This window comes from Brachybacterium sp. AOP29-B2-41 (assembly GCF_052378395.1).
Lineage (GTDB): Bacteria > Actinomycetota > Actinomycetes > Actinomycetales > Dermabacteraceae > Brachybacterium.
Window position 1 is genome coordinate 60,162 of sequence record NZ_JBQSXR010000003.1, and the last position, 20,106, is coordinate 80,267.

Sequence of the window (20,106 nt, forward strand, 5' to 3'; positions counted from 1 at the left end):
ACCTGGCATGAGAGAGTGCCAAATGAGAGACCACGACTTTGGACGCACGCAGCGCAGGAGGTGAGCGAGACGGACGCCCGCAAGCTCCAGATCCTCGGCGCGATCGTCGAGGACTACGTCTCCACCCGCGAGCCCGTCGGCTCCAAGTCGCTCCTGGAACGCCACGAGCTCGGGGTCTCCGCTGCGACAGTGCGCAACGACATGTCGCTGCTCGAGGAGGAGGGGCTGATCCATCAGCCGCACACCTCGGCGGGGCGTGTCCCCACCGACAAGGGCTACCGCACCTTCGTCGACCACGTCGCCACCATCAAGCCGCTCTCCGCCCCCGAACGCCGGGCGATCCGTACGCTGCTCGAGGACTCGGGCGATGTCGAGGAGCTGCTGGCTCGGACCGTGCGGGTGCTGGCGCAGCTCACCCAGCAGGTCGCGATGGTGCAGTACCCGGCCCGCAGGCAGGCCCGGATCCGGCATGTCGAACTGGTCAAGGTCGCCGACTCCCTGCTGCTGGTGGTGCTGATCACCGAGTCCGGCCGGGTGGATCAGCGCACCGTGCCGATCAACGCCGGCAAACCCGCCGAGTACTACGCGGTGCTGCGCGACCAGCTCAATCGTGTAGTCGCCGGCCGCGAGGTCACCGACCTCGCCACGCCGCTGGAGGACTTCCTCGAAGCGCTCACGCCCCCGGAGCGACCGGCCGCCGCCGAGGTGTCCGAGGCTTTCGCCGCGCTCGCAGCGACTCGTGCCGAGGGCCGGATCATGATGGCCGGCACCGCGAACATCGCGCGATCGGCTGAGGACTTCGCCCGTGACGTCGAGCCGTTGCTGGACGTGCTCGAGGAGCAGCTGGTGCTGCTGCGCCTGTTCACCGAGATGCACGCCTCGCCGGGCGCCGTCGAGGTGCGCATCGGGACCGAGCTCCAGGACCGGGCGCTGCATCAGGCCGCGGTCGTCGGCGCCGGGTACGGTGTCGGCTCGCATGTCGCGATCCTGGGACCCAGCCGGATGGATTACGTCACCGGCATCTCGACCGTCCAGGCCATCGCCCGTTACGTCTCCCGCTTTCTCGAATAGCCTCGGGCGGGCTCCGCGGGCTCACCCCCGCCCGGCCGCCCATGCCACTCGACGCCCCGTGCCCGCCGCCCGCGGCACCGACTCCCCGGTAAGGACCCCACTGCAGTGAACGACGATTACTACGACCTCCTCGGCGTCTCCCGCGAAGCGACGACTGATGAGATCAAGAAGGCGTACCGCAAGCTCGCCCGCACGCTCCACCCGGACGTCAATCCGGACCCCGAGGCGGCCGAGAAGTTCAAGCGGGTCTCCCAGGCCTACGAGACCCTCTCCCATGCGGACAAGCGCCGGCAGTACGACATGGGTGGCGGCCCGGGCATGGGCGGCTTCCCCGGCGGCGGCGGTGGCGGCTTCGACTTCAACGACATCTTCGACATGTTCGCCGGCGCCTCCGGCATGCGCGGCCGCAACCAGGGCCCCGTGCCCCGCCAGCGACGTGGCGGAGATGTGCTGCGCCGCGTGAAGATCGACCTGCGCGACGTGGTCTTCGGCACCGAGGAGAAGGTCACCTTCCGCACCGCAGTGCTGTGCGAGCGCTGCACCGGTTCCTGCTGCGAGCCCGGCACCAGACCCACCCGCTGCACCGCCTGCAACGGCTCCGGCCACGTCCAGCGCGTCGCCCAGTCGCTGCTGGGCCAGATGGTCACCATGGCACCCTGCCCCACCTGCGAGGGCCACGGCGATGTGATCGAGAGCCCCTGCACCGGCTGCTCCGGTCATGGCCGCACCGCCTCCGAGCGCACGGTGACCGTGCGGATCCCCTCCGGTGTCGAGAACGGCACTCGGATCCAGCTGCGCGGAGAGGGCGAGACGGGCGAGGCGGGCGGGCCCTCCGGCGACCTCTTCGTCGAGCTGGCCGTCACCGACCACGAGATGTTCGAGCGGTCGGGCGACGACCTGGTCACCACGATCGCGGTCCCCATGACCACCGCCGCGCTCGGCGCCACCATCCCGCTGGATACCTTCGACGGCCCTCAGGATCTCGATGTGCGCCCCGGCTCGCAGCCCGGTGAGGAGATCGTCCTGAAGGGGCTCGGCGTCACCCCGCTGCGCCGCGAACGCCGCGGTGACATCCGCGTGGTGCTCGATGTGGATGTCCCCACCTCGCTCACCGAGGAGGAGCGGGATCTGCTCCAGCAGCTCGCCGCGCTGCGCGGCGACGAGACCACACGCCGCACCAAGGGCCACGGCCCGTTCGCGAAGCTCCGCGAGCGCCTGCGCGACTTCTGAGACCGACGGAACCGACGAGAGCGCTGAGGCCATGCCCACCACACCGCCCGGCTTCCTGATCCTCGACGACGCCCTCGCCGCCGCCCGCGCGGGGGATGCGCTGGTGCTGGACGGGGAGGAGGGACGTCACGCCGCGAAGGTCGCCCGGATCGGTGTGGGGGAGCAGCTGCTCCTCACCGACGCCCCCGGCCGCCAGGTGCTGGCCGAGGTGACCGATGCCCGGAAGGAGTCCCTCGAGCTGCGGCTGCTCGGCGACCCTGCGGCGGCGGTGCAGCGCCTGCCCCGACTGACCCTGGTGCAGGCCCTGGCCACCGGAGGCCGCGACGAGCAGGCGATCGAATCGGCCACCGAGCTCGGAGTCGACCGGGTCGTGCCCTGGAGCGCACGCCGCTCGGTGTCCGTCTGGCGCGGTGAGAAGCTGCGCAAGGGGCGCGCCAAGTGGGAGTCGACCGTGCGCGCGGCGGTCAAGCAGTGCCGCCGGCCGGGAATCCCCGCCGTCGACCCGGCGGTCACCACCGCGCAGCTGGTGGCGGAGCTCGGGGCCGACGCCGGGCCGGAGACGCTCGTGCTGGTCCTGCATGAGCAGGAGTCCGTCGGTCTGATGAGCCTCGCCCCGCAGCTGCAGGCGGCGAGCGAGACCGGGCTCGAGGAGATCCTCATCATCGTCGGCCCCGAGGGCGGGATCGACCCGGATGAGCTCGACGCGCTGCGCGGAGCCGGTGCCCTCTCGGTGCTGCTGGGACCCGAGGTGCTGCGCTCCTCGACCGCCGGGCCGGCGGCGATCGCCGTGCTCAGCGCGCTGCTGGGTCGCTGGGGCTGAGCTGACAAGCGCACCCGCTCTCCCCACTTGTCGCACGGGCTCGACCACGTCACCGCGCCGACAGCAGAACGCCGAGAACACCGATTCCTGTCAGATATGCAAGGAATCGGTGTGCTCGGCGTGAGCGGTCCGGCCGGTCCGGGAAGGCGGTCAGCCGACGTTCGAGAGCGCGCGCTGGGAGATCGCGGTGAGATGCTCGCCGAGTGCCGCAGTCTTCTCCTCGGCGACGAACAGCTCGCCCTCGATCGAGAGGTCCTCGCGGAAGCCCAGGCCGACCGAGCCGACCACGTCTGCGCCGAGGCGGGTCATCAGGGTCTCCAGCAGCGGCAGCACCTCGCCGGCGGAGCCCCAGCCATAGCCGACCAGGACGGTGGGCAGGCTGTTCCACTCCTCGTAGAGGAAGTCGAGCGCGTTCTTCAGGGCTCCGGGGTAGGAGCCGTTGTACTGCGGCGTGAGGATCACCAGGGCGTCGAGGGCATCGATCCGGGCTCCCCAGGCGAGGGAGTGGTCCGTCTCCTTGGGCAGGCCCTGCTTGGGGCTGCTGGTGCCGTCGAAGGCCGGCAGCGCGACCTCGCGCAGGTCGATCAGGTCCACGTCGACCCCGGCGGGGACGGCGTCACGGACCCAGCGGGCGACGTGGTCGCCCACGCGGTTCGGGCGGGCGCTGGAGAGGAGGATTCCAAGTTTTGTCATAGTGATTAAAACTTCTCATACTCTCCGGGTGTTCCTCAATCCGAGGTGGCCTTCCTCGCTCCCGTAGACTCATGCGCATGGGAAACAGCCTCACCGAGCACGTCACACAGCGTCATGATCCGGAGTGCGTCTTCTGCAGGATCGTGGCGGGCGAGATCCCCTCCGAGCGGGTCCACGAGGACGATCAGGTGATCGCCTTCAAGGATCTGCATCCGCAGGCCCCCGTGCATGTGCTGGTGGTGCTGCGGGAGCATCGACGCGACGTGACCGAGCTCGCCCAGGACCCGGTGCTGCTCGCCCATACGGCGCAGGTGGCCGCGCAGGTGGCCGCAGACCAGGGTGATGGCGACTTCCGACTGATCTTCAACACCGGCGCGAGCGCCGGCCAGACCGTCTTCCACGTGCACGCGCACGTCCTGGCGGGCGGGAAGCTCGCAGAAGGAGAACTGTGACAGACGCTCTCGACCCGGCACCCGGGCACCCTCCCGAGGTTCGTGAGCGGAAGCTGACGATCCCCGATCACCTCAGCCCCTTCCAGGTGCTCGGGGAGAACGACCAGGCCCTGGCGGCGCTCGAGGATGCGATCCCCGACACCGACGTGCACGTGCGGGGCCACCAGGTGACTCTGCGCGGCACGCAGGAGGCGCTGCGCCGCGGCGAGCAGATCATCCGCTCGATCATCGAGCTGGCCGGCACCGGACAGGCCGTCACCGCCGAGGCGGTGCAGCGCGCCGCGAACCTCTACGGCGATCAGAGGGCCAGCGGGAAGAAGCTCGAGCAGGTCCTCTCCCGGACGATCCTCTCCTCCCGCGGCCGCACCATCCGGCCCAAGACGATGGGCCAGAAGACGTACATCGAGGCGATCGAGTCCTCGACCATCACCTTCGGGATCGGTCCTGCCGGCACCGGCAAGACCTATCTCGCCGTGGCGATGGCGGTGCAGAAGCTGCTGAGCAAGCAGGTGGACCGCATCATCCTCACCCGCCCTGCCGTCGAGGCCGGGGAGCGGCTCGGCTTCCTGCCGGGGAGCCTGAACGAGAAGATCGACCCGTACCTGCGCCCGCTGTACGACGCGCTGCACGACATGCTGGACCCGGAGTCGATCCCGCGCCTGATGAGCGCCGGCACCATCGAGGTCGCGCCGCTGGCCTATATGCGCGGCCGCACTCTGAACGACGCCTTCATCATCCTCGACGAGGCCCAGAACACCACGCCTGAGCAGATGAAGATGTTCCTGACCAGGCTCGGCTTCAACTCCACCATGGTCATCACCGGCGATGTCACCCAGGTCGACCTTCCGGGCGGCCAGAAGAGCGGCCTGCGGGTCGTCGAGCAGGTGCTCTCGGGCATCGAGGACATCTCCTTCTGCCGCCTGTCCTCCCGGGACGTCGTGCGCCACAGTCTGGTCAGCGAGATCGTCGAAGCCTACGGGCGCTGGGAGATCCAACCCGGGGGCACCCGAGACCCCCGCCACCGAACCCACAAGGGGAACTGAGCATGACCATCGAGATCCGCAACGAGACCACGGCGGTCGTGGATGAGCGCGAGTTCGTCGACCTCTCCCGCTTCGTGTTCGAGGCGATGCACCTGCATCCGGCCACCGAGATGTCGATCCTGTTCGTCGACGAGGACGCGATGGAGAAGCTCCACGTGCAGTGGCTGGATCTGCCCGGCCCCACCGACGTGATGAGCTTCCCGATGGACGAGCTCATCCCCGGCAGCCCCGAGCACCCGGCGCCCGAGGGACTGCTCGGAGACGTGGTGCTATGCCCGACGGTCGCCACCAAGCAGGCCGCCGAGGCCGGCCACAGCGCTGTCGAGGAGATGCTGCTGCTGACCGTGCACTCGATCCTGCACCTGCTGGGCTACGACCACATGGAGGAGGACGAGCGCACCGTGATGTTCGACCTCCAGCGCAAGCTCCTGCTCACCTTCCTCGCCTCACGGCCCGCCCGCTGACCGCACCCTGATGACGCTTCCGCAACCCAGGCCCGGGCTGTTCCAGTGCTGACCCTCGCCGTGCTCGTCCTGATCCCGCTGATCGTGCTCTCCGGGGTGGTGGCCGCCATGCTCACCGCGGTCGATGCGGCCCAGCTGTCCGTCTCCCGCGGCGTGCTGGAGAAGGCGCTGTCCTCCCGTCCCGAGCCCGTGCGGGCGAGGGTGCTCGCCCACCGCGAGGACGCCGCTCGCACCCTGGCCTCCGTGTCGCTGGGCCGGATGCTCGCCGAGACGGTCATGGTCGCCTCCGTGGCGGGGGTGACCGTGGCGATCCGCGACCACCTGGGCCACACGGGCCTGCTGCTGCCGGGGGTCGCGACCATGGTCGTCGCCGGGCTGCTGGTGCTGATCGTGCTCGCGATCTCACCGCGGACCATCGGCCGCAGCCGTCCCGAGTCCGTGCTGATCTCCAACCGCTGGCTGGTCACGCTGGTGCGGGGCCTGCTGTGGGTTCCCGCGGGGGCGCTGACCAGCGTCGGCGCCTCGCTCGCGGCCCGTTCGGGCGGAGCGGAGACGCCCGAGGATGGCGTCGAGAAGGCGCGCCAGAACGTGGACCGAGCGCTCGAGGACGAGCATGTGCGCGACGGTGAACGGGACATGATCCAGGGCGTCTTCGAGCTGCGCGAGACGATGGTGCGAGAGCTGATGGTCCCGCGCCCCGACATGGTCACCCTCAGCGCGGAGTCCAGCGCCGAGACGGCGATGCGGCTGTTCGTGCGCTCCGGCTACTCCCGAATCCCGGTGATCGGTGACAACGTCGACGATCTGCGCGGGATGCTGTACGTCAAGGACGTGATGCGGGCGATCCATTCGCCCTGGGACGCACGCCCCGAGCGGCCGGTGCACGAGGTCATGCGCGCGGCACGCTTCGCACCAGAGTTCGTCGCGGCCGACGAGGTGCTGGCGCAGATGCAGACCAGCCATGTGCACATCACCGTGCTGGTCGACGAGTACGGGGGAGTGGCAGGCATCGTGACCATCGAGGACATCCTCGAGGAGATCGTGGGCGAGATCGCCGACGAGCACGACCGGGCGGAGCCGGAGATCCAGGATCTCGGCGAGGGCCGCTACCGGGTCCCCGCCCGGGCCGGGCTCTCGGAGGTCGGGGACCTGTTCGACCTCGAGCTCGACGACGATGACATCGACAGCGTGGGCGGCCTGCTGGCCAAGGTGACCGGGCGGGTGCCGATCCCCGGCTCCCACGCCATCGCGCTCGGGCTCGAGCTGGAGGGGGAGAGAACCGCGGGCCGCCGCAAGCGGCTCTCCACCGTGCTGGTGCGCAGAGCTCCGCAGGACGAGGACCACGAAGACACCGACCAGGAGGACGACTATGACCGCTGACCAGGACCCCAACCCCGACACCACCGAGGATTCCGTCGCGGAGCCCGTGCACCGCTCCGGTTTCGTCGCCCTGGTGGGCCGGCCCAACGTCGGGAAGTCCACGCTGACCAATGCGCTGGTGGGCGAGAAGGTCGCGATCACCTCGAGCAAGCCGCAGACGACCCGCCGCGCGATCCGCGGCATCGTCACCCGCGACGACGCCCAGATCATCCTGGTGGACACCCCCGGTGTGCACCGCCCTCGCACCCTGCTGGGCGAGCGGCTGAACGACCTGGTCCGTGAGACCCTCAGCGAGGTGGATGTGGTGGGCTTCTGCCTGCCCGCAGATCAGAAGATCGGCCCTGGTGACCGCTTCATCTGCGAGGATCTGGTCGAGCTCCGCACTGGTCGGCGCGGCCCGCGGGTCGTCGCCGTCGTCACCAAGACGGACCTGGTGACCCGGGACCGTCTGGCCGAGCACCTCATGGCCGTGGACCAGATGATGGATTTCGACGAGATCGTGCCGATCTCCGCCGTCAAGGGAGACCAGATCGACGTGCTGCTCGAGGTGATCACCCGCCAGCTCCCCGAGGGGCCGCAGCTCTACCCGGATGACCAGCTCACCGAGGAGTCCCGCGATGATCGCATCTCCGAGCTGATCCGCGAGGCCGCCCTCGAGGGTGTCCGCGACGAGCTCCCGCACTCGATCGCGGTGGTCATCGAAGAGGTCGTCGAGGTGGATCCCGACGGCGATGCCTTCACCCCGGTCGAACCCGGCACCGGACGTCTCGTGGTCCGAGCGTCCCTGTTCGTCGAGCGTGACAGCCAGAAGGGGATCATCATCGGCAAGGGTGGCTCCCGCCTGAAGGAGGTCGGCTCCCAGGCCCGCGCCGAGATCAACCACCTGATCGGCCGCAAGGTGCACCTGGACCTCCGGGTCAAGGTCGCCAAGGAGTGGCAGCGCGACCCCAAGCAGCTGGGCCGCCTCGGGTTCTGACGCCAGCTGGAACCGGGACCGTCATCGCTGCCCGGTGTTCGCATGGTGAGAGGTCCCGAACCGCCGGTCAGACGGTGCTAACGTGAGGCTCATGCGTGGATCGCTGCTTCTGCTTCGCCGCCGCGACGGGTCCTGAACCGCCGGGAACCCGCCGCGGCTGACGTGCTGTCCGGCGACCGGTACCCCAGCGAGAAGGACCTCCAGATGACTGACTCCACGATCACCTCCACCCCCGCCGCACGCGGCACCGTCGCTCCCGTCGCGGCAGAGGGCGACCCGTCGGCCCCCGTCGTCGGCCCCACCGGCGACGCACCCCAGCAGCCGTCGGGCATGCCGACCCACAAGTACCTGCCCTTCCATGAGCAGATCCAGGTCGAGCTGCCGGACCGCACCTGGCCCGCCCGTCGCATCTCGCGCGCGCCTCGCTGGTGCGCGGTGGACCTGCGCGACGGCAACCAGGCCCTCATCGACCCGATGAACGCCGAGCGCAAGCTGCGGATGTTCGAGCTGCTGGTCCAGATGGGCTACAAGGAGATCGAGGTCGGCTTCCCCTCTGCCTCGAAGACCGACTTCGACTTCGTGCGCAGCCTCATCGAGGAGGACCGCATCCCCGAGGACGTCTCGATCCAGGTCCTCACCCAGTCCCGCGAGCACCTCATCGAGCGCACCTACCAGGCGATCGCCGGGGCGAAGCGCGCGGTGGTCCACCTTTACAACTCCACCTCCGTGGTCCAGCGCGACGTGGTCTTCCGCGCCGACGAGGACGCTGTCCTCGACATCGCCGTGCAGGGTGCGCTGCTGTGCAAGAAGTACGAGGAGACCATCCCGGACACCCAGGTCACCTACCAGTACTCCCCGGAGTCCTACACCGGCACCGAGCTCGAGTACGCGCTGCGCGTATGTAACGCCGTGATCGAGGTCTTCCAGCCCACGCCCCAGGACAAGATGATCGTCAACCTGCCGGCGACAGTGGAGATGGCCACCCCGAACGTCTACGCAGACTCGATCGAGTGGATGCACCGGAACCTGGACCGCCGCGACTCGCTCGTGCTCTCCCTGCACCCCCACAACGACCGCGGCACCGGTGTCGCCGCCGCAGAGCTCGGCTACCTGGCCGGCGCGGACCGCATCGAGGGCTGCCTCTTCGGCAATGGCGAGCGCACCGGCAACGTGGACCTGGTGACCCTGGGCCTGAACCTGTTCAGCCAGGGCATCGATCCGCAGATCGACTTCTCCGACCTCGGCGAGGTGCGCCGCACCGTCGAGCACTGCAACCAGATGCCGGTGCCCGAGCGCAGCCCCTACGGCGGCGACCTCGTGTTCACCGCCTTCTCCGGCTCCCACCAGGACGCCATCAAGAAGGGCCTGGAGCGCATGGAGGTCGACGCCGAGAAGGCCGGCAAGGATGTCGATGATCTGGTGTGGCGGGTCCCGTACCTGCCGATCGACCCGATGGACGTGGGCCGCTCCTATGAAGCGGTGATCCGCGTGAACTCGCAGTCCGGCAAGGGCGGGATGGCCTATCTGCTGCGCACCGAGCACGGCCTGGACCTGCCGCGCCGTCTGCAGATCGAATTCTCCGGCATCGTCCAGGAGCGCACCGACTCCGACGGCGGCGAGGTCAGCCCCGAGCAGCTCTGGGATGCCTTCACCGACGAGTACCTGCCCTCCCGCGACGAGTCGCGCCAGTGGGGCCACTACGGCTTCCGCGACGTGCACCAGGAGTCCACCGGCGAGGGCTCGGACCGCATCACCGCCACGCTCGTGGTCGACGGCGAGGAGCACCAGGTCACCGGCATCGGCAACGGCCCGCTGGACGGCTTCGTCAAGGCCCTCGCCGAGCGGAAGATCGACGTGCGCATCCTCGACTATGCCGAGCACGCACTCACTGAAGGTGACGACTCGCTGGCCGCCTCCTACATCGAGTGCGAGATCGGCGACCGGATCTTCTGGGGCGTCGGCATCGACGGCTCGATCACCCGCGCCTCCCTCGAGGCGATCACCTCGGCTCTGAACCGGGCGTACCGCGCACGGGCTTGAGATTCCGGTCCGCGCCGCGGCCGCGCGGTCTCGCGGCCCCGCGCGCTGCGTGCTGCTGCGGGTGCGACCTCGCGTTGCGCTCCCCGCCACGTCGCGAAAGATGTCAGCTTTCTGGCACCTTTTGCGGCGTGGCTGCTCTTCGCCCTGGTGGGGGCTCAGGCCTGCTAGCCGCACCCGGCCAGGCGAGAAAAGGTTCCAGCTGAGTGGTACCTTTCGCCGCGTGGCGGGCTCGTTGTCCGGCTGAGGGCCAGTCCGGCGGGGCTCGGGACCGCTCGCCAGGGCCCGCGACGGGCGGAGCTCAGCCGCGCTGCCGCGTGCCGGTGGCGTCGGCCCCGGGATCTCCCGAGACCTCGTACTCCCGCAGCTCCTCCTCGGTGAGCATCGGCATCTCGCCGGTGACGGTCGCGTGGGTGGGCGTGGGCAGATCCCAGCCGGGCGCCTCGTCGGCGGGCTGCGGCTGATCCGCCGGGGTGCTGCGCGCGGTGAGGGTGACTCCGGCGCTCGCGGCCACCACGAGCACTGCCGCGGTGATCCGCAGCGGCGTCGCGTCCTGTCCGATCAGCAGCACGCCGGCGAGCAGGGCGACCACCGGTTCGAGGCTCAGCATGATCCCGAAGACGTGCCGGGGCAGTCGCCTCAGTGCCGTGAGCTCGAGGGTGTACGGCAGCACCGAGGCGAGCAGCGCGGTGCCCGCGGCGAGGGCGAGCAGGCGCAGGTCCATCACTCCTGCGACGGCGCCCTCTGCGCCGAGCGGCAGGATGGCGAGTGCACCGACCGCCATCGCGACGGCGAGGCCGTCCTGCCCGGGCACGAGCTGCCCCACCTTCGCGCTGGAGAGCACATACAGGCCCCAGAACACGGCGGCGACGAGGGCGAAGAGCACGCCGATCAGGTCCAGGGAGGCCGCGCCGGTGAAGGATTCCACGCCGAACAGCCCCACCCCGCCGAGGGCCAGCAGCACCCAGAGCAGATCGGTGCGGCGGGTGGAGAGCACCGCTGCCACGGTCAATGGACCGAGGAACTCGATCGCGACGGCTGTGCCGAGCGGGATCCGTTCGATCGAGGCGTAGAAGGCACCGTTCATCCCGCCGATCACCACGCCGAAGATGATCACCGCGATCCACTGCTGGCGGGTGAAGCGGTGCACTTTCGGTCGGACGATCACGAGCAGGATGATCGCCGCGATGCCGAGACGCAGCGCGGTGGTGCCCCAGGAGCCGATCGCAGGGAACAGCTGGGTCGCGAGCGCCGCGCCGAACTGCAGGGAGAAGCAGGAGCCGAGGATGAACAGCACCGGCGTCAGCGGCACCCCGCGGGAGGGACCCGACGGGGTCGGTGCGGCGGCGGACGAGGAGGCCGGAGCGGGGGTGGACGAGGTTCTCACGCCTCCACTGTGCACACTCCTATCCCGCCAGGTCCAGCGAATGTTTCCGACCTGTATCGTGAAGCAGAACTTCATGATTGAAGGGGGCTCCGTGCTGAACCTGCACCGACTGTTCCTGCTGCACGAACTGCGCAGGCTGGAGACGATGACGGCGGTCGCCGGAGCTCACTCGATGTCCCCGTCGGCCGTCTCCCAGCAGCTCTCCCACCTGGAACGGGAGACGAAGACCACCCTCTTCCAGCAGGTGGGTCGCCGGGTCGTGCTCACCGATGCCGGGGTGCAGCTGGCTCGTCGCGCAGCGGAGATGCTGAGCCTCCTGGAGACAGCGGAGGCCGAGCTCGCGCTCGCGCAGGGAGAGGCCAGCGGACTGCTGCGCGTGGCGTCCTTCCAGACCCCGATGATCGCGCTCGCCCCCGCGGCCGTGAGCGTGCTCGCCCAGCAGCACCCGGATCTCCATCTGGAGATGGCGCAGCAGGAGGTCGAGGCGGCTTATGACGGGCTGCTCGCGCACCGCTTCGACGTGATCCTCGGCGAGGACTACCCCGGAGGGCAGCAGCTGGTGCGCCGCGGCACCGACCGCGAGGCGGTGCTGAGCGATCCGCTCCTGCTGGTGCTGCCGGACTCCGGACCCTGGGCCGAGGCTCACACCCTCGCGGCGCTGAGCGAGGCGCCCTGGGCGCTGGACCCCTCGGGCAGCCGCACCGGGATCTGGGCACGGACATACCTGCGCCAGGCAGGGCTCGAGCCGCGGGTCCGCTTCACCACCCCTGACCCGCTGCTGCAGGTGCACCTGGTGCGCACCGGGCACGCGGTCGCCTTCGTCCCCGGGATCATCGCCTCCGAGCACCTCGGGGGCACGCGGGTGGTGCGTCTGCCAGGCGACCCGCACCGTTCCCTGTACACCGCGGCACGGGCGGGCGCGGCCGGACACCCCTCGCTGCTCGCCTTCCGCGCGGCGCTGCTCGAGGCGGCCGGGACCCTCTCCGGTCTCGACGGGCTGGAGAGCTTCCAGCGCTGACCATGTGCTCCGCTGCGACACGATCGTGCAACTCCTCCGCGCGGGGGACGAAGCGGCGGCCCCGACGGGGTAGAACGTTCCCATGACGACTCCTCAGGATGACGGCACCGTTCCAGCCCCGAGCCCTCGGTGGCACGCCGCCGTGCTGCTGCTGGTGCTGCTGGGCGCGGTGGTCGCGGGCTTCGCCTTTCGAGGCGTGACCGCGCCGCGCGATGCTGCGGCACCCGAGGACGCCTTCAGCGCCGAACGCGCGGCGGCGTCCGTCGCGCCCGTGGTCGCCGTGCCTCGGCCCCTCGGCTCGGCCGAGAACGACAGCGCCCATCAGGAGCTCGCTGACCAGCTGAGCGCACTCGGCTTCGAGATAGAGACCCAGGAGGGGATCGGGACGCGCACCGGAGAGGGCGAGGCCTCGGCAGGATACGTCCGCAATCTCGTCGCCACCCGGCCCGGCACCGATCCCACCGGCACGGTCGTACTCGCCTCCCACCTCGACTCGGTCCCCGGCGCGCCCGGCGCGGCCGACGCCGGGGTGGGCCTCGCGGTGATCCTCGAGACGGCCCGGGCACTGGGCCCGGAGGCGCTGCGTAACGACCTCGTGATCCTGCTGGTCGACGGTGAGGAGCGGGGCCTGCTGGGCTCGGACGCGTACCTGGCAGGTCCGGGCCAGGAGCTCACCGCGCCGGTGGTGGTGCTGAACCATGAGGCGCGCGGCATCTCCGGCCGGCCGCTGGTGACCCGGGCGAGCGGGCCGATGCACGCCGTGATCGGCTCGGCGCCGAGCCCCGAGTTCGAGTCCTTCACCGATGCCCTGTTCGGCATCATCCCCAACTACACCGACTTCAGCTCCTACCGGGATGCGGGCTGGTGGGGGATGGACATGGCGATCATCGATGAGTCCTGGGCGTACCACTCCGCGCAGGACGATGCCGCGCATCTCGACGCCGGCACCCTCCAGCATTACGGCGAGCTGACCCTGGCCCTGACCCGCGATCTCGGTGACCGTGATCTCGCTGCGCTCCAGGCACGTGCGGACGAGCATCCGGTGCAGACCACTGCTCCGTGGGGAGTGGTGCAGGTGCCGCCCCTGGTGATGACCGTGCTCGGGCTGCTGGCGCCGTTGGCCGTGCTCGTCACGCTGCTGGTGCGGCGTTATCGCGCGGAGGTGACCCTCCCCGGTGCCGCAGTGGGTGCGGTGGTGGGGATGCTGGCCCTCGTCGGCGGGGTGCTCGCCGCGTACGCGCTGTGGAAGGCCACCGCTGCTGCGACTCCCGAGATGCTCTCCCAGACCATGGGCGAACCCGTGCGGGCCGACCTCTTCCTGCTCGCGGAGATGTTCGCCGCCGCTGCGGTGGTGGCGGCCGGCTGGGTGGTGGTCCGGCTGCTGATCTCGCGCACGGCCGCGCTGCTCGGCGCGGCGTTCATCGTCACGGCCCTGCTCGCGGTGCTCGGGGTGTACTCGCCCACGCTCGGCAGCTCGATGATCCTGCCCGCCGCGATCGCAGCGGTCGGCGCGCTGGGCGCTGCGCTGCTGCCGCCGATGCCCGCTCTGGTGGTGCGGGTGCTCGCCGTGCTGCCGACGGCATGGATGCTCGGCACCCAGCTCTCCGCGCTGGCCGAGTTCGGGATCGCTTCCGCCGCCGGAGGCTTGGCCGGCACGGCGCTGATCGGGCTCGGCGCCGCAGGCCCGCTGCTGCTCGGCAGCTCCCGTGCCAGCTCCCTCGCCAGCTCCCGCGGTCGCGCCGGGGACCGGCAGCGCCGTGCGCGCGTCGATCCCGGTGCCCGCCCGGCCCGTCGGCCTCACCGTCTCCTCATCCCGGTGCTGCCCGCGGTCCTCGCGATCGGGCTCGTGATCGGTGGGACCGCCTGGACCCTCGCCGCGCCGGAGCCGACGCAGGAGCGGGTCATCGCGCATGTGGACGGGGCCAGCGGCGCGACCACCTGGGAGGTCTCCGGCAGCACGAACTGGGGTCGGGAGCTCGACGGGACAGCGGCGACCTCGGACGTCGCCGCGCCGGTCGTGAGCGTGCAAGGCGCCGCGGAGGGACCGCAGGAGATCTCGATCGACGCCCAGAGAGATGCATCTGAGCTCACCCTCGAGGCGAGCGATGGTCTGCTCACCGACGTCGTCGTGGACGGGGTGGCGGTGGAGTCCGACGAAGGGCTCGAGCGGGTCATGATCCACGGCGTCCGTGCCGGCCAGACGGTGCGCATCACCGCGACCGTGCCCCCTGAATCGCAGCTGATGCTGCGCGAGACGAGCTACGATCCGACACTCGCCGCCGGCTGGGTCGCGCCGGGCGATGACGTCTCCCTCGTGCAGCCGCGGATGGAGGTGAGCGTCGCCGTCCCGCGCTGATCGCCGTCCCTCGCTGAACTGAACGGGGGTCTGCGATGCCCTTGCTCTCGGCTCCCTGGCGATATACCTTGACGTCAAGATAATTCCTGGAGGAGAGACCCCGGACGAGAGGCAGCAGATGGCGCACACCTGGAGTCCGGAGCAGTACCTGCGGTTCGGGGGCGAGCGCGCTCGCCCCTTCCTCGAGCTCACCGCCCGGATCGGCGCCGAAGACCCGCAGCGGGTCGCGGATCTCGGCGCCGGACCCGGCACCCAGACGGCGCTCCTGGCCGAGCGCTGGCCGAAGGCCGAGGTGATCGCCGTGGACTCGAGCCCGGAGATGATCGCCCGCGCCCGGACAATCCCCGGTCTGGTCGCGAAGCTGGGGGATCTGCGCGACTGGTCGCCCGCCGCACCCCTCGATGTGCTGATCACCAACGCCGCGCTGCAATGGGTCCCCGGCCATCTCGAGCTCCTGCCCCGCCTGGTGGACCTGCTCGCCCCGGGCGGCTGGTTCGCGATGCAGGTCCCCGGGAACTTCGAGGAGCCCAGCCATGCCCTGCGCCGGGAACTCGCTGCGGAGGAGCCCTATGCAGGTCACCTGCAGGGCATCGCCTCGCCCGCCTCCCACGACGCCGCGACCTATCTCGGCGCCCTGCAGCGGCTCGGGCTCGAGGTCGATGCGTGGGAGACCACTTACCTGCATGTGCTGCATGGGCAGGACCCGGTGTTCGAGTGGGTCAGCGGCACGGGGGCTCGGCCGACGCTGCAGGCGCTGCCTGGGCCGCTCCGCGAGCAGTTCGCCACCGCGTTCAAGTCGGTGCTGCGCGAGGCCTATCCCGATACCGGGCACGGAGTCGTGCTCCCGTTCCGTCGGATCTTCGCCGTGGGCCGGCGCCCGGACTGATCGGCGTCCGGACTGATCGGCGCCCGGACTGACTGGCGCCCGGACTGACCGAAGCCCTCAGCCCAGCGGAATCGTGGCCAGCACCGCGTGGTGGGGACCGCCCGAGCGGCCCTGTCCCAGCCGCGACTCGAGCAGCTCCAGCTCCGTCGCCTCCCACGTCGGCCCTCGATAGACGGACAGTGCCCGGACCACCTCCGCGAGCAACAGCTGCGTCGGATCCAGCGGCGGTTCCTCGCCACGGCGACGCCGGCGCGGTCGAGGAGAGCGGGCCGAGACTCGGGCGACGGTCAGGTGAGCTCGCCGCCGCTCGCGGCCCTCAGCCTCGAGCAGCTCCTCGCCCAGCAGAGCGCCCAATGCTTCGGTGGCACCGCCCACGCCGATCCACAGCGTGCGGGCGCTGAACACCCCTGCACCGCTCAGCTGGAGCGGCATCGGCCGATGCCGGGCAGCGGTCCGCGCGAGCTCGTCGACCGTGTCCTCGAGCGCGCCACCGGGCAGGTCTGCCCGGAACGCGAGCGTCAGGTGGCGCTGGGCGGGGTCCACCCAGCGCAGCGCACGGCCCGCGCGCGCACGCATCTCCTCGAGCGCTGAGTCCAGATGCTCGAGCGCGGCCGAGGAGGGGCGGAGGGCGACGAAGACCCGCATCAGACCACCGGCGGGAAGCTCTTCTGTGCGGCGGACGCGATCTTGTTCAGCTGGGAGCGGTCGGCGAGCGCGCCGAGCACAGCACCGAGCCCTGGGATCGCCTTGCCGAACAGGCGTGCGGAACGCAGTCCGAAGCGTCGCAGCAGGCGGCCGCCGATGGCGCCGGCGAGCTCCGACTGCGGGGTCGTCGGCAGGCGCTTGGCGAGGCCGCGCGTGGCGACCCCGGCGATCGGGCCGAGGCCCACGTTCTTCAGCACGTCCCCGGACTCCTCGCCGAGCAGAGCTGCGAGCACCCGCACCCGGACCTCCTCATCCTCGAGGTCATAGCCGCGCACTGCTGCGATCGCCCCCACCATGTGGGTGGCCTGGACATAGAACTCGACCACGTTCGTGGGCAGCAGGATGGGCAGGGTGAGGAACCCGCCGAGGCCGGTGACGAAACCGCCCGCGGTCACGCCCCAGCGATGCCGGCGCACGATGCGGCGCACCGCCACCTTCGGGCGGCGCTTCCCGCGCCCGCGCTGGGCGCGGCGGGCGGTGTCCGCGGCCGAGGGATAGGCGAGCTTCCCGTCCAGGCCGATGTCGCGGATCATCGTCACCACGCGTTCGAGAGCCCCACCCTGCGGTGACTGGTCACCGCGCCGGGCCTCCTTCATCGCCTCGCGCGCGGTGCTCCTGGCCGACTTGTCATGGCGCAGCATCGAGAAGATCCCCATGGCGCCTCCTTCCTCGTCGTGCACCGCGCAAGCGGCAGTGCGGCGGTCGATGGTTCCCATCATGCCGTGCGCCGGGGCGTGGACCGACGCGCCTGACCGCTCGGTGGGGCGCGAATCAGCAGCGCGGGAGCCTGCGACGCGGAAGCCAGCGGGGTGAGCGACCTCCCGCTCGACACCGTGCCCGCCTGCGGTGCCGGGAGTCCCCGTGGTCGTAGGCTCCAAGGACCATGCAGCAGAAGCTCTACCGTGACGATGCGATCGTCCTGCGCACCCACCCCCTGGGTGAGGCCGATCGCATCATCACGCTGCTCACCCGGCGCCACGGCAAGGTGCGGGCGGTCGCCAAGGGCGTGCGCCGCACGGGCAGCCGCTTCGGTGCCCGGCTGGAGCCGTTCAACCTGGTCGACGTGCAGCTGCACGCCGGCAAGAGCCTGCACACGGTCACCCAGGTGGTCACGATCGACGCCTTCGCCGTGGGCATCAGCGCTGATTACGGGCGCTTCACCGCTGCCAGCGCGATGCTCGAGACCACGGACCGGCTCACCGACGAGATGGTCGATCCCCACCAGCGGGGCTTCCTGATGCTGGTCGGGGCCCTGCGGGCGATGGGCGAGGGCCGGCTCGCGCCGCCGCTGGTGCTGGACTCCTTCCTGCTGCGCACCCTCGCCGTCTCGGGCTGGGCGCCGGAGCTGAGGGTCTGTGCCTCATGCGGTGCGGAGGGACCCCATCACGCCTATGACATCCGCGCCGGCGGTCTGGTCTGCACACCCTGCCGGAAACCGGGAGCGATCGCGGTGCGCCAGTCCACGATCGAGCAGCTGATCTTCCTGCTCGCCGGAGACTGGGAGAATGTGCTCCAGAGCGAGGAGTCCGTCATGCAGGAGGCGGGCCGTCTTATCACCGACACGGTGACCTGGCACCTCGAACGCTCCGTGCGCTCCCTGCACTACGTAGAGCGCTGAGCACGCGCTCGATCCCCGCAGCCCTGCGACCGATCCAGGAGGACCTCATGCCCGGTGCCGCCCGTCACGGGTACCAGGAGCCGTTCGAGCACCCCAGCGGTGCACGGCCCCCGCAGCTGCCCGCCCCCACCATCCCCGCCCATGTCGCGGTGGTCATGGATGGCAACGGGCGCTGGGCGAACCAGCAGGGCCTGCCCCGCACCGCAGGGCACGAGGCGGGGGAGGCCGCACTGCTGGACGTGGTCGCCGGGGCCCTGCAGATCGGCGTGACCCATCTGAGCGCCTACGCCTTCTCCACGGAGAACTGGAAGCGCTCCCCGGAGGAGGTGCGCTTCCTGATGGGCTTCTCCCGCTCCGTGCTGCGCCGCCAGCGCGACACCCTGAACTCCTGGGGGGTGCGGATCGTATGGATCGGTCGCGAGCAGCGACTGTGGGGGAGCGTGATCAAGGAGCTGCGCGAGGCCGAGCAGCTCACCCGCGAGAACACCCGCATGACGCTCTACATGTGTGTGAACTACGGCGGGCGGGCCGAGATCATCGACGCGGTCCGGGAGATCGCGGAGGAGGCCCGCGCCGGCCGCCTCAGCGCCAGGGGCATCACGGCCAAGAGCTTCGCACGCCACCTGGACGATCCCGATATGCCGGACGTCGACCTGTTCCTGCGCACCAGCGGAGAGCAGCGCACCTCGAACTTCCTGCTCTGGCAGGCTGCCTACGCCGAGCTGGTCTTCGTGCCCGAGCTGTGGCCGGATGTCGACCGTCGGGTGCTCTGGCGGGCGATCACTGACTACGCGCGGCGGGACCGCCGCTACGGGGGCGCGATCGACGCTCCGGATCAGCCCCCGACGGACTGACTCGACGGACTGACTCGACGGACCGATCAGCCCTCGACGGGATGGTCTTCGCGCTCGGTGCTGCGAGCGTGCGCCGAGGCGCCGTGCTCTGTGGCGCCGTGCTGAGAGGCGCCGAGCGCCGATCCGGCATCCTCTGCGCTCTCCGCGGTGCCCGGGGCCGGTGCCATCACGCCGCCGGTGCGACGCCGATGCCGCAGCAGGACCCAGACCAGCAGCACGAGGATCCCCAGCGCCGCGACGGCGGCCCAGGGGGAGAGCAGGAACAGTTCGAACCAGGCCATGAACGCCACCAGGCCCACGGTCGCGTAGATGACGGCCCAGGCGAGCCCTCCGATCGCGAGAGCGGGCAGATACCGCTTGGCCGGCATGCCGGTGAGTCCGGCGGCCGCGTTGGCGGCGGTCTGGAACCCGATCGTGAGGAAGCTGAGCGCCACCACCGGCGCTCCCCACCGGTTGATCAGCTCGGTGGCGCGCCGCACGCTCGGAGAGTTGAGGAACGCGGCGATGCGCCCCCGGTCTGCGGCTCTGCGGGCGCCGCGCCCCAGCAGATAGGTGGCGCCGGCGCGGCACCAGATCACGACGTACAGGAATGCCACTGCAGGCAGCAGCGGCAGGTTCCCGACCCACTCCATCATCGTGCGGCGTCCTCTGCTTCGTCTCCGTCGTCGACGTCGTCCTCGTCTGTGTCCTCGTCGAGGTCCTCGTCAGGCTCGGCGGCCTGCTCTGCATGGTCCCCGCAGAGGCCGAACACCTCGAGCGTGTGGTCCACATCGGTGAAGCCGTGCTCGTGGGCGATCGCGGTCATCGCATTCTCGAGCTTCGGGGCCAGGAACTCGACGGTGCGGCCGCACTCCCGGCACACCAGGTGATGGTGGTGCCCGGTGTCCTCGCACTGGCGGTACAGCGATTCGCCGTCGCCGGCCACCAGCACGTCGAGCCGACCGGAGCGGGAGAGGACCTGGAGATTCCGGTACACGGTGGCCAGGCCCACGGTCTCCCCGTCGGCCCTCATCTGCTCATGGATCTGCTGGGCGCTGCGGAAGTCGTCCTGCCGCGAGAGCGTCTCGAGGATCGCGGTCCGCTGGCGGGTGTTCCGTTGCATACCGACATTCTCCT

The 20,106-nt window shown here is 70.5% G+C and carries 20 protein-coding genes; 14 read left to right on the plus strand and 6 right to left on the minus strand.

The window, feature by feature from the left end; genetic code table 11:
* The first annotated feature begins 60 nt into the window (after positions 1–60).
* From hrcA to ACT3T9_RS03975, 3 genes are all read left to right on the plus strand, one after another.
* On the plus strand, positions 61–1,071 hold the full coding sequence (hrcA, locus tag ACT3T9_RS03965; protein ID WP_444606006.1) for a heat-inducible transcriptional repressor HrcA: 1,011 nt from the start codon (positions 61–63) through the stop codon (positions 1,069–1,071).
* A gap of 105 nt (positions 1,072–1,176) precedes the next feature.
* On the plus strand, positions 1,177–2,301 hold the full coding sequence (dnaJ, locus tag ACT3T9_RS03970) for a molecular chaperone DnaJ (protein ID WP_444606007.1): 1,125 nt from the start codon (positions 1,177–1,179) through the stop codon (positions 2,299–2,301).
* A 31-nt stretch (positions 2,302–2,332) separates the two neighbouring features.
* Positions 2,333–3,121 carry a 16S rRNA (uracil(1498)-N(3))-methyltransferase gene (locus ACT3T9_RS03975; RefSeq protein ID WP_444606008.1) on the plus strand — a complete coding sequence of 263 codons (789 nt, stop codon included), beginning with the start codon at positions 2,333–2,335 and terminating at the stop codon, positions 3,119–3,121.
* Positions 3,122–3,271: 150 nt separating this feature from the next.
* Here the strand turns inward: ACT3T9_RS03975 and ACT3T9_RS03980 are convergent, their stop codons facing one another.
* A complete protein-coding gene (locus ACT3T9_RS03980; protein WP_444606009.1) occupies positions 3,272–3,814 on the minus strand; it encodes an NADPH-dependent FMN reductase in 543 nt (180 codons plus the stop codon).
* 77 nt (positions 3,815–3,891) lie between these two features.
* Here ACT3T9_RS03980 and ACT3T9_RS03985 point away from each other — a divergent pair, with 77 nt between their 5' ends.
* The 6 genes from ACT3T9_RS03985 (at position 3,892) to leuA (ending at position 10,169) form a co-directional block, all read left to right on the plus strand.
* Entirely contained in the window at positions 3,892–4,266 is a 375-nt protein-coding gene (locus ACT3T9_RS03985) for an HIT domain-containing protein (protein ID WP_444606010.1), read from the plus strand.
* Positions 4,263–5,309: a PhoH family protein gene (locus tag ACT3T9_RS03990; protein WP_444606011.1), complete on the plus strand. Its 1,047-nt coding sequence runs from the start codon at positions 4,263–4,265 to the stop codon at positions 5,307–5,309. The genes ACT3T9_RS03985 and ACT3T9_RS03990 overlap by 4 nt, the downstream gene beginning before the upstream one ends.
* Before the next feature lie 2 nt (positions 5,310–5,311).
* Positions 5,312–5,773, plus strand: coding sequence for an rRNA maturation RNase YbeY (gene ybeY, locus ACT3T9_RS03995; RefSeq protein ID WP_444606012.1), 462 nt, complete (start codon positions 5,312–5,314; stop codon positions 5,771–5,773).
* A gap of 45 nt (positions 5,774–5,818) precedes the next feature.
* Positions 5,819–7,153: a hemolysin family protein gene (locus tag ACT3T9_RS04000; protein WP_444606013.1), complete on the plus strand. Its 1,335-nt coding sequence runs from the start codon at positions 5,819–5,821 to the stop codon at positions 7,151–7,153.
* Entirely contained in the window at positions 7,143–8,129 is a 987-nt protein-coding gene (gene era, locus ACT3T9_RS04005) for a GTPase Era (protein WP_441442930.1), read from the plus strand. Before ACT3T9_RS04000 ends, era begins: the two co-directional genes overlap by 11 nt.
* Positions 8,130–8,459: 330 nt before the next feature.
* Positions 8,460–10,169, plus strand: a complete 1,710-nt coding sequence (gene leuA, locus ACT3T9_RS04010) for a 2-isopropylmalate synthase (RefSeq protein ID WP_444501911.1) — start codon at positions 8,460–8,462, stop codon at positions 10,167–10,169.
* 298 nt (positions 10,170–10,467) lie between these two features.
* Here the strand turns inward: leuA and ACT3T9_RS04015 are convergent, their stop codons facing one another.
* A complete protein-coding gene (locus ACT3T9_RS04015) occupies positions 10,468–11,553 on the minus strand; it encodes an EamA family transporter (protein WP_444606014.1) in 1,086 nt (361 codons plus the stop codon).
* A gap of 40 nt (positions 11,554–11,593) precedes the next feature.
* Here ACT3T9_RS04015 and ACT3T9_RS04020 point away from each other — a divergent pair, with 40 nt between their 5' ends.
* From ACT3T9_RS04020 to ACT3T9_RS04030, 3 genes are all read left to right on the plus strand, one after another.
* The gene (locus ACT3T9_RS04020) at positions 11,594–12,571 is read left to right on the plus strand and encodes a LysR family transcriptional regulator (protein WP_444606015.1); all 978 of its coding nucleotides are present in this window, start codon (positions 11,594–11,596) and stop codon (positions 12,569–12,571) included.
* An 82-nt stretch (positions 12,572–12,653) separates the two neighbouring features.
* Positions 12,654–14,927, plus strand: a complete 2,274-nt coding sequence (locus ACT3T9_RS04025) for a M28 family peptidase (RefSeq protein ID WP_444606016.1) — start codon at positions 12,654–12,656, stop codon at positions 14,925–14,927.
* Positions 14,928–15,045: 118 nt separating this feature from the next.
* Positions 15,046–15,813, plus strand: a complete 768-nt coding sequence (locus ACT3T9_RS04030; RefSeq protein WP_444606017.1) for a methyltransferase domain-containing protein — start codon at positions 15,046–15,048, stop codon at positions 15,811–15,813.
* A gap of 57 nt (positions 15,814–15,870) precedes the next feature.
* Here ACT3T9_RS04030 and thpR read toward each other — a convergent pair whose 3' ends face one another.
* Positions 15,871–16,458, minus strand: a complete 588-nt coding sequence (gene thpR / locus ACT3T9_RS04035; RefSeq protein ID WP_444606018.1) for an RNA 2',3'-cyclic phosphodiesterase — start codon at positions 16,456–16,458, stop codon at positions 15,871–15,873.
* The gene (locus ACT3T9_RS04040) at positions 16,458–17,174 is read right to left on the minus strand and encodes an EcsC family protein (protein WP_444501891.1); all 717 of its coding nucleotides are present in this window, start codon (positions 17,172–17,174) and stop codon (positions 16,458–16,460) included. Before ACT3T9_RS04040 ends, thpR begins: the two co-directional genes overlap by 1 nt.
* Positions 17,175–17,401: 227 nt before the next feature.
* Between ACT3T9_RS04040 and recO the strand changes: the two genes are divergently transcribed.
* Together recO and ACT3T9_RS04050 are read left to right on the plus strand one after the other, a co-directional pair.
* Positions 17,402–18,136 carry a DNA repair protein RecO gene (gene recO, locus ACT3T9_RS04045; RefSeq protein WP_441442935.1) on the plus strand — a complete coding sequence of 245 codons (735 nt, stop codon included), beginning with the start codon at positions 17,402–17,404 and terminating at the stop codon, positions 18,134–18,136.
* 47 nt (positions 18,137–18,183) lie between these two features.
* Positions 18,184–18,990 (plus strand): isoprenyl transferase, encoded by an 807-nt coding sequence (locus tag ACT3T9_RS04050; RefSeq protein ID WP_441442936.1) that lies wholly within the window; start codon positions 18,184–18,186, stop codon positions 18,988–18,990.
* A gap of 26 nt (positions 18,991–19,016) precedes the next feature.
* Here the strand turns inward: ACT3T9_RS04050 and ACT3T9_RS04055 are convergent, their stop codons facing one another.
* Both ACT3T9_RS04055 and ACT3T9_RS04060 read right to left on the minus strand, forming a co-directional pair.
* The gene (locus ACT3T9_RS04055; RefSeq protein ID WP_441442937.1) at positions 19,017–19,625 is read right to left on the minus strand and encodes a DedA family protein; all 609 of its coding nucleotides are present in this window, start codon (positions 19,623–19,625) and stop codon (positions 19,017–19,019) included.
* Positions 19,622–20,092 carry a Fur family transcriptional regulator gene (locus ACT3T9_RS04060; RefSeq protein ID WP_441442938.1) on the minus strand — a complete coding sequence of 157 codons (471 nt, stop codon included), beginning with the start codon at positions 20,090–20,092 and terminating at the stop codon, positions 19,622–19,624. The genes ACT3T9_RS04055 and ACT3T9_RS04060 overlap by 4 nt, the downstream gene beginning before the upstream one ends.
* Between the last annotated feature and the right edge of the window lie 14 nt (positions 20,093–20,106).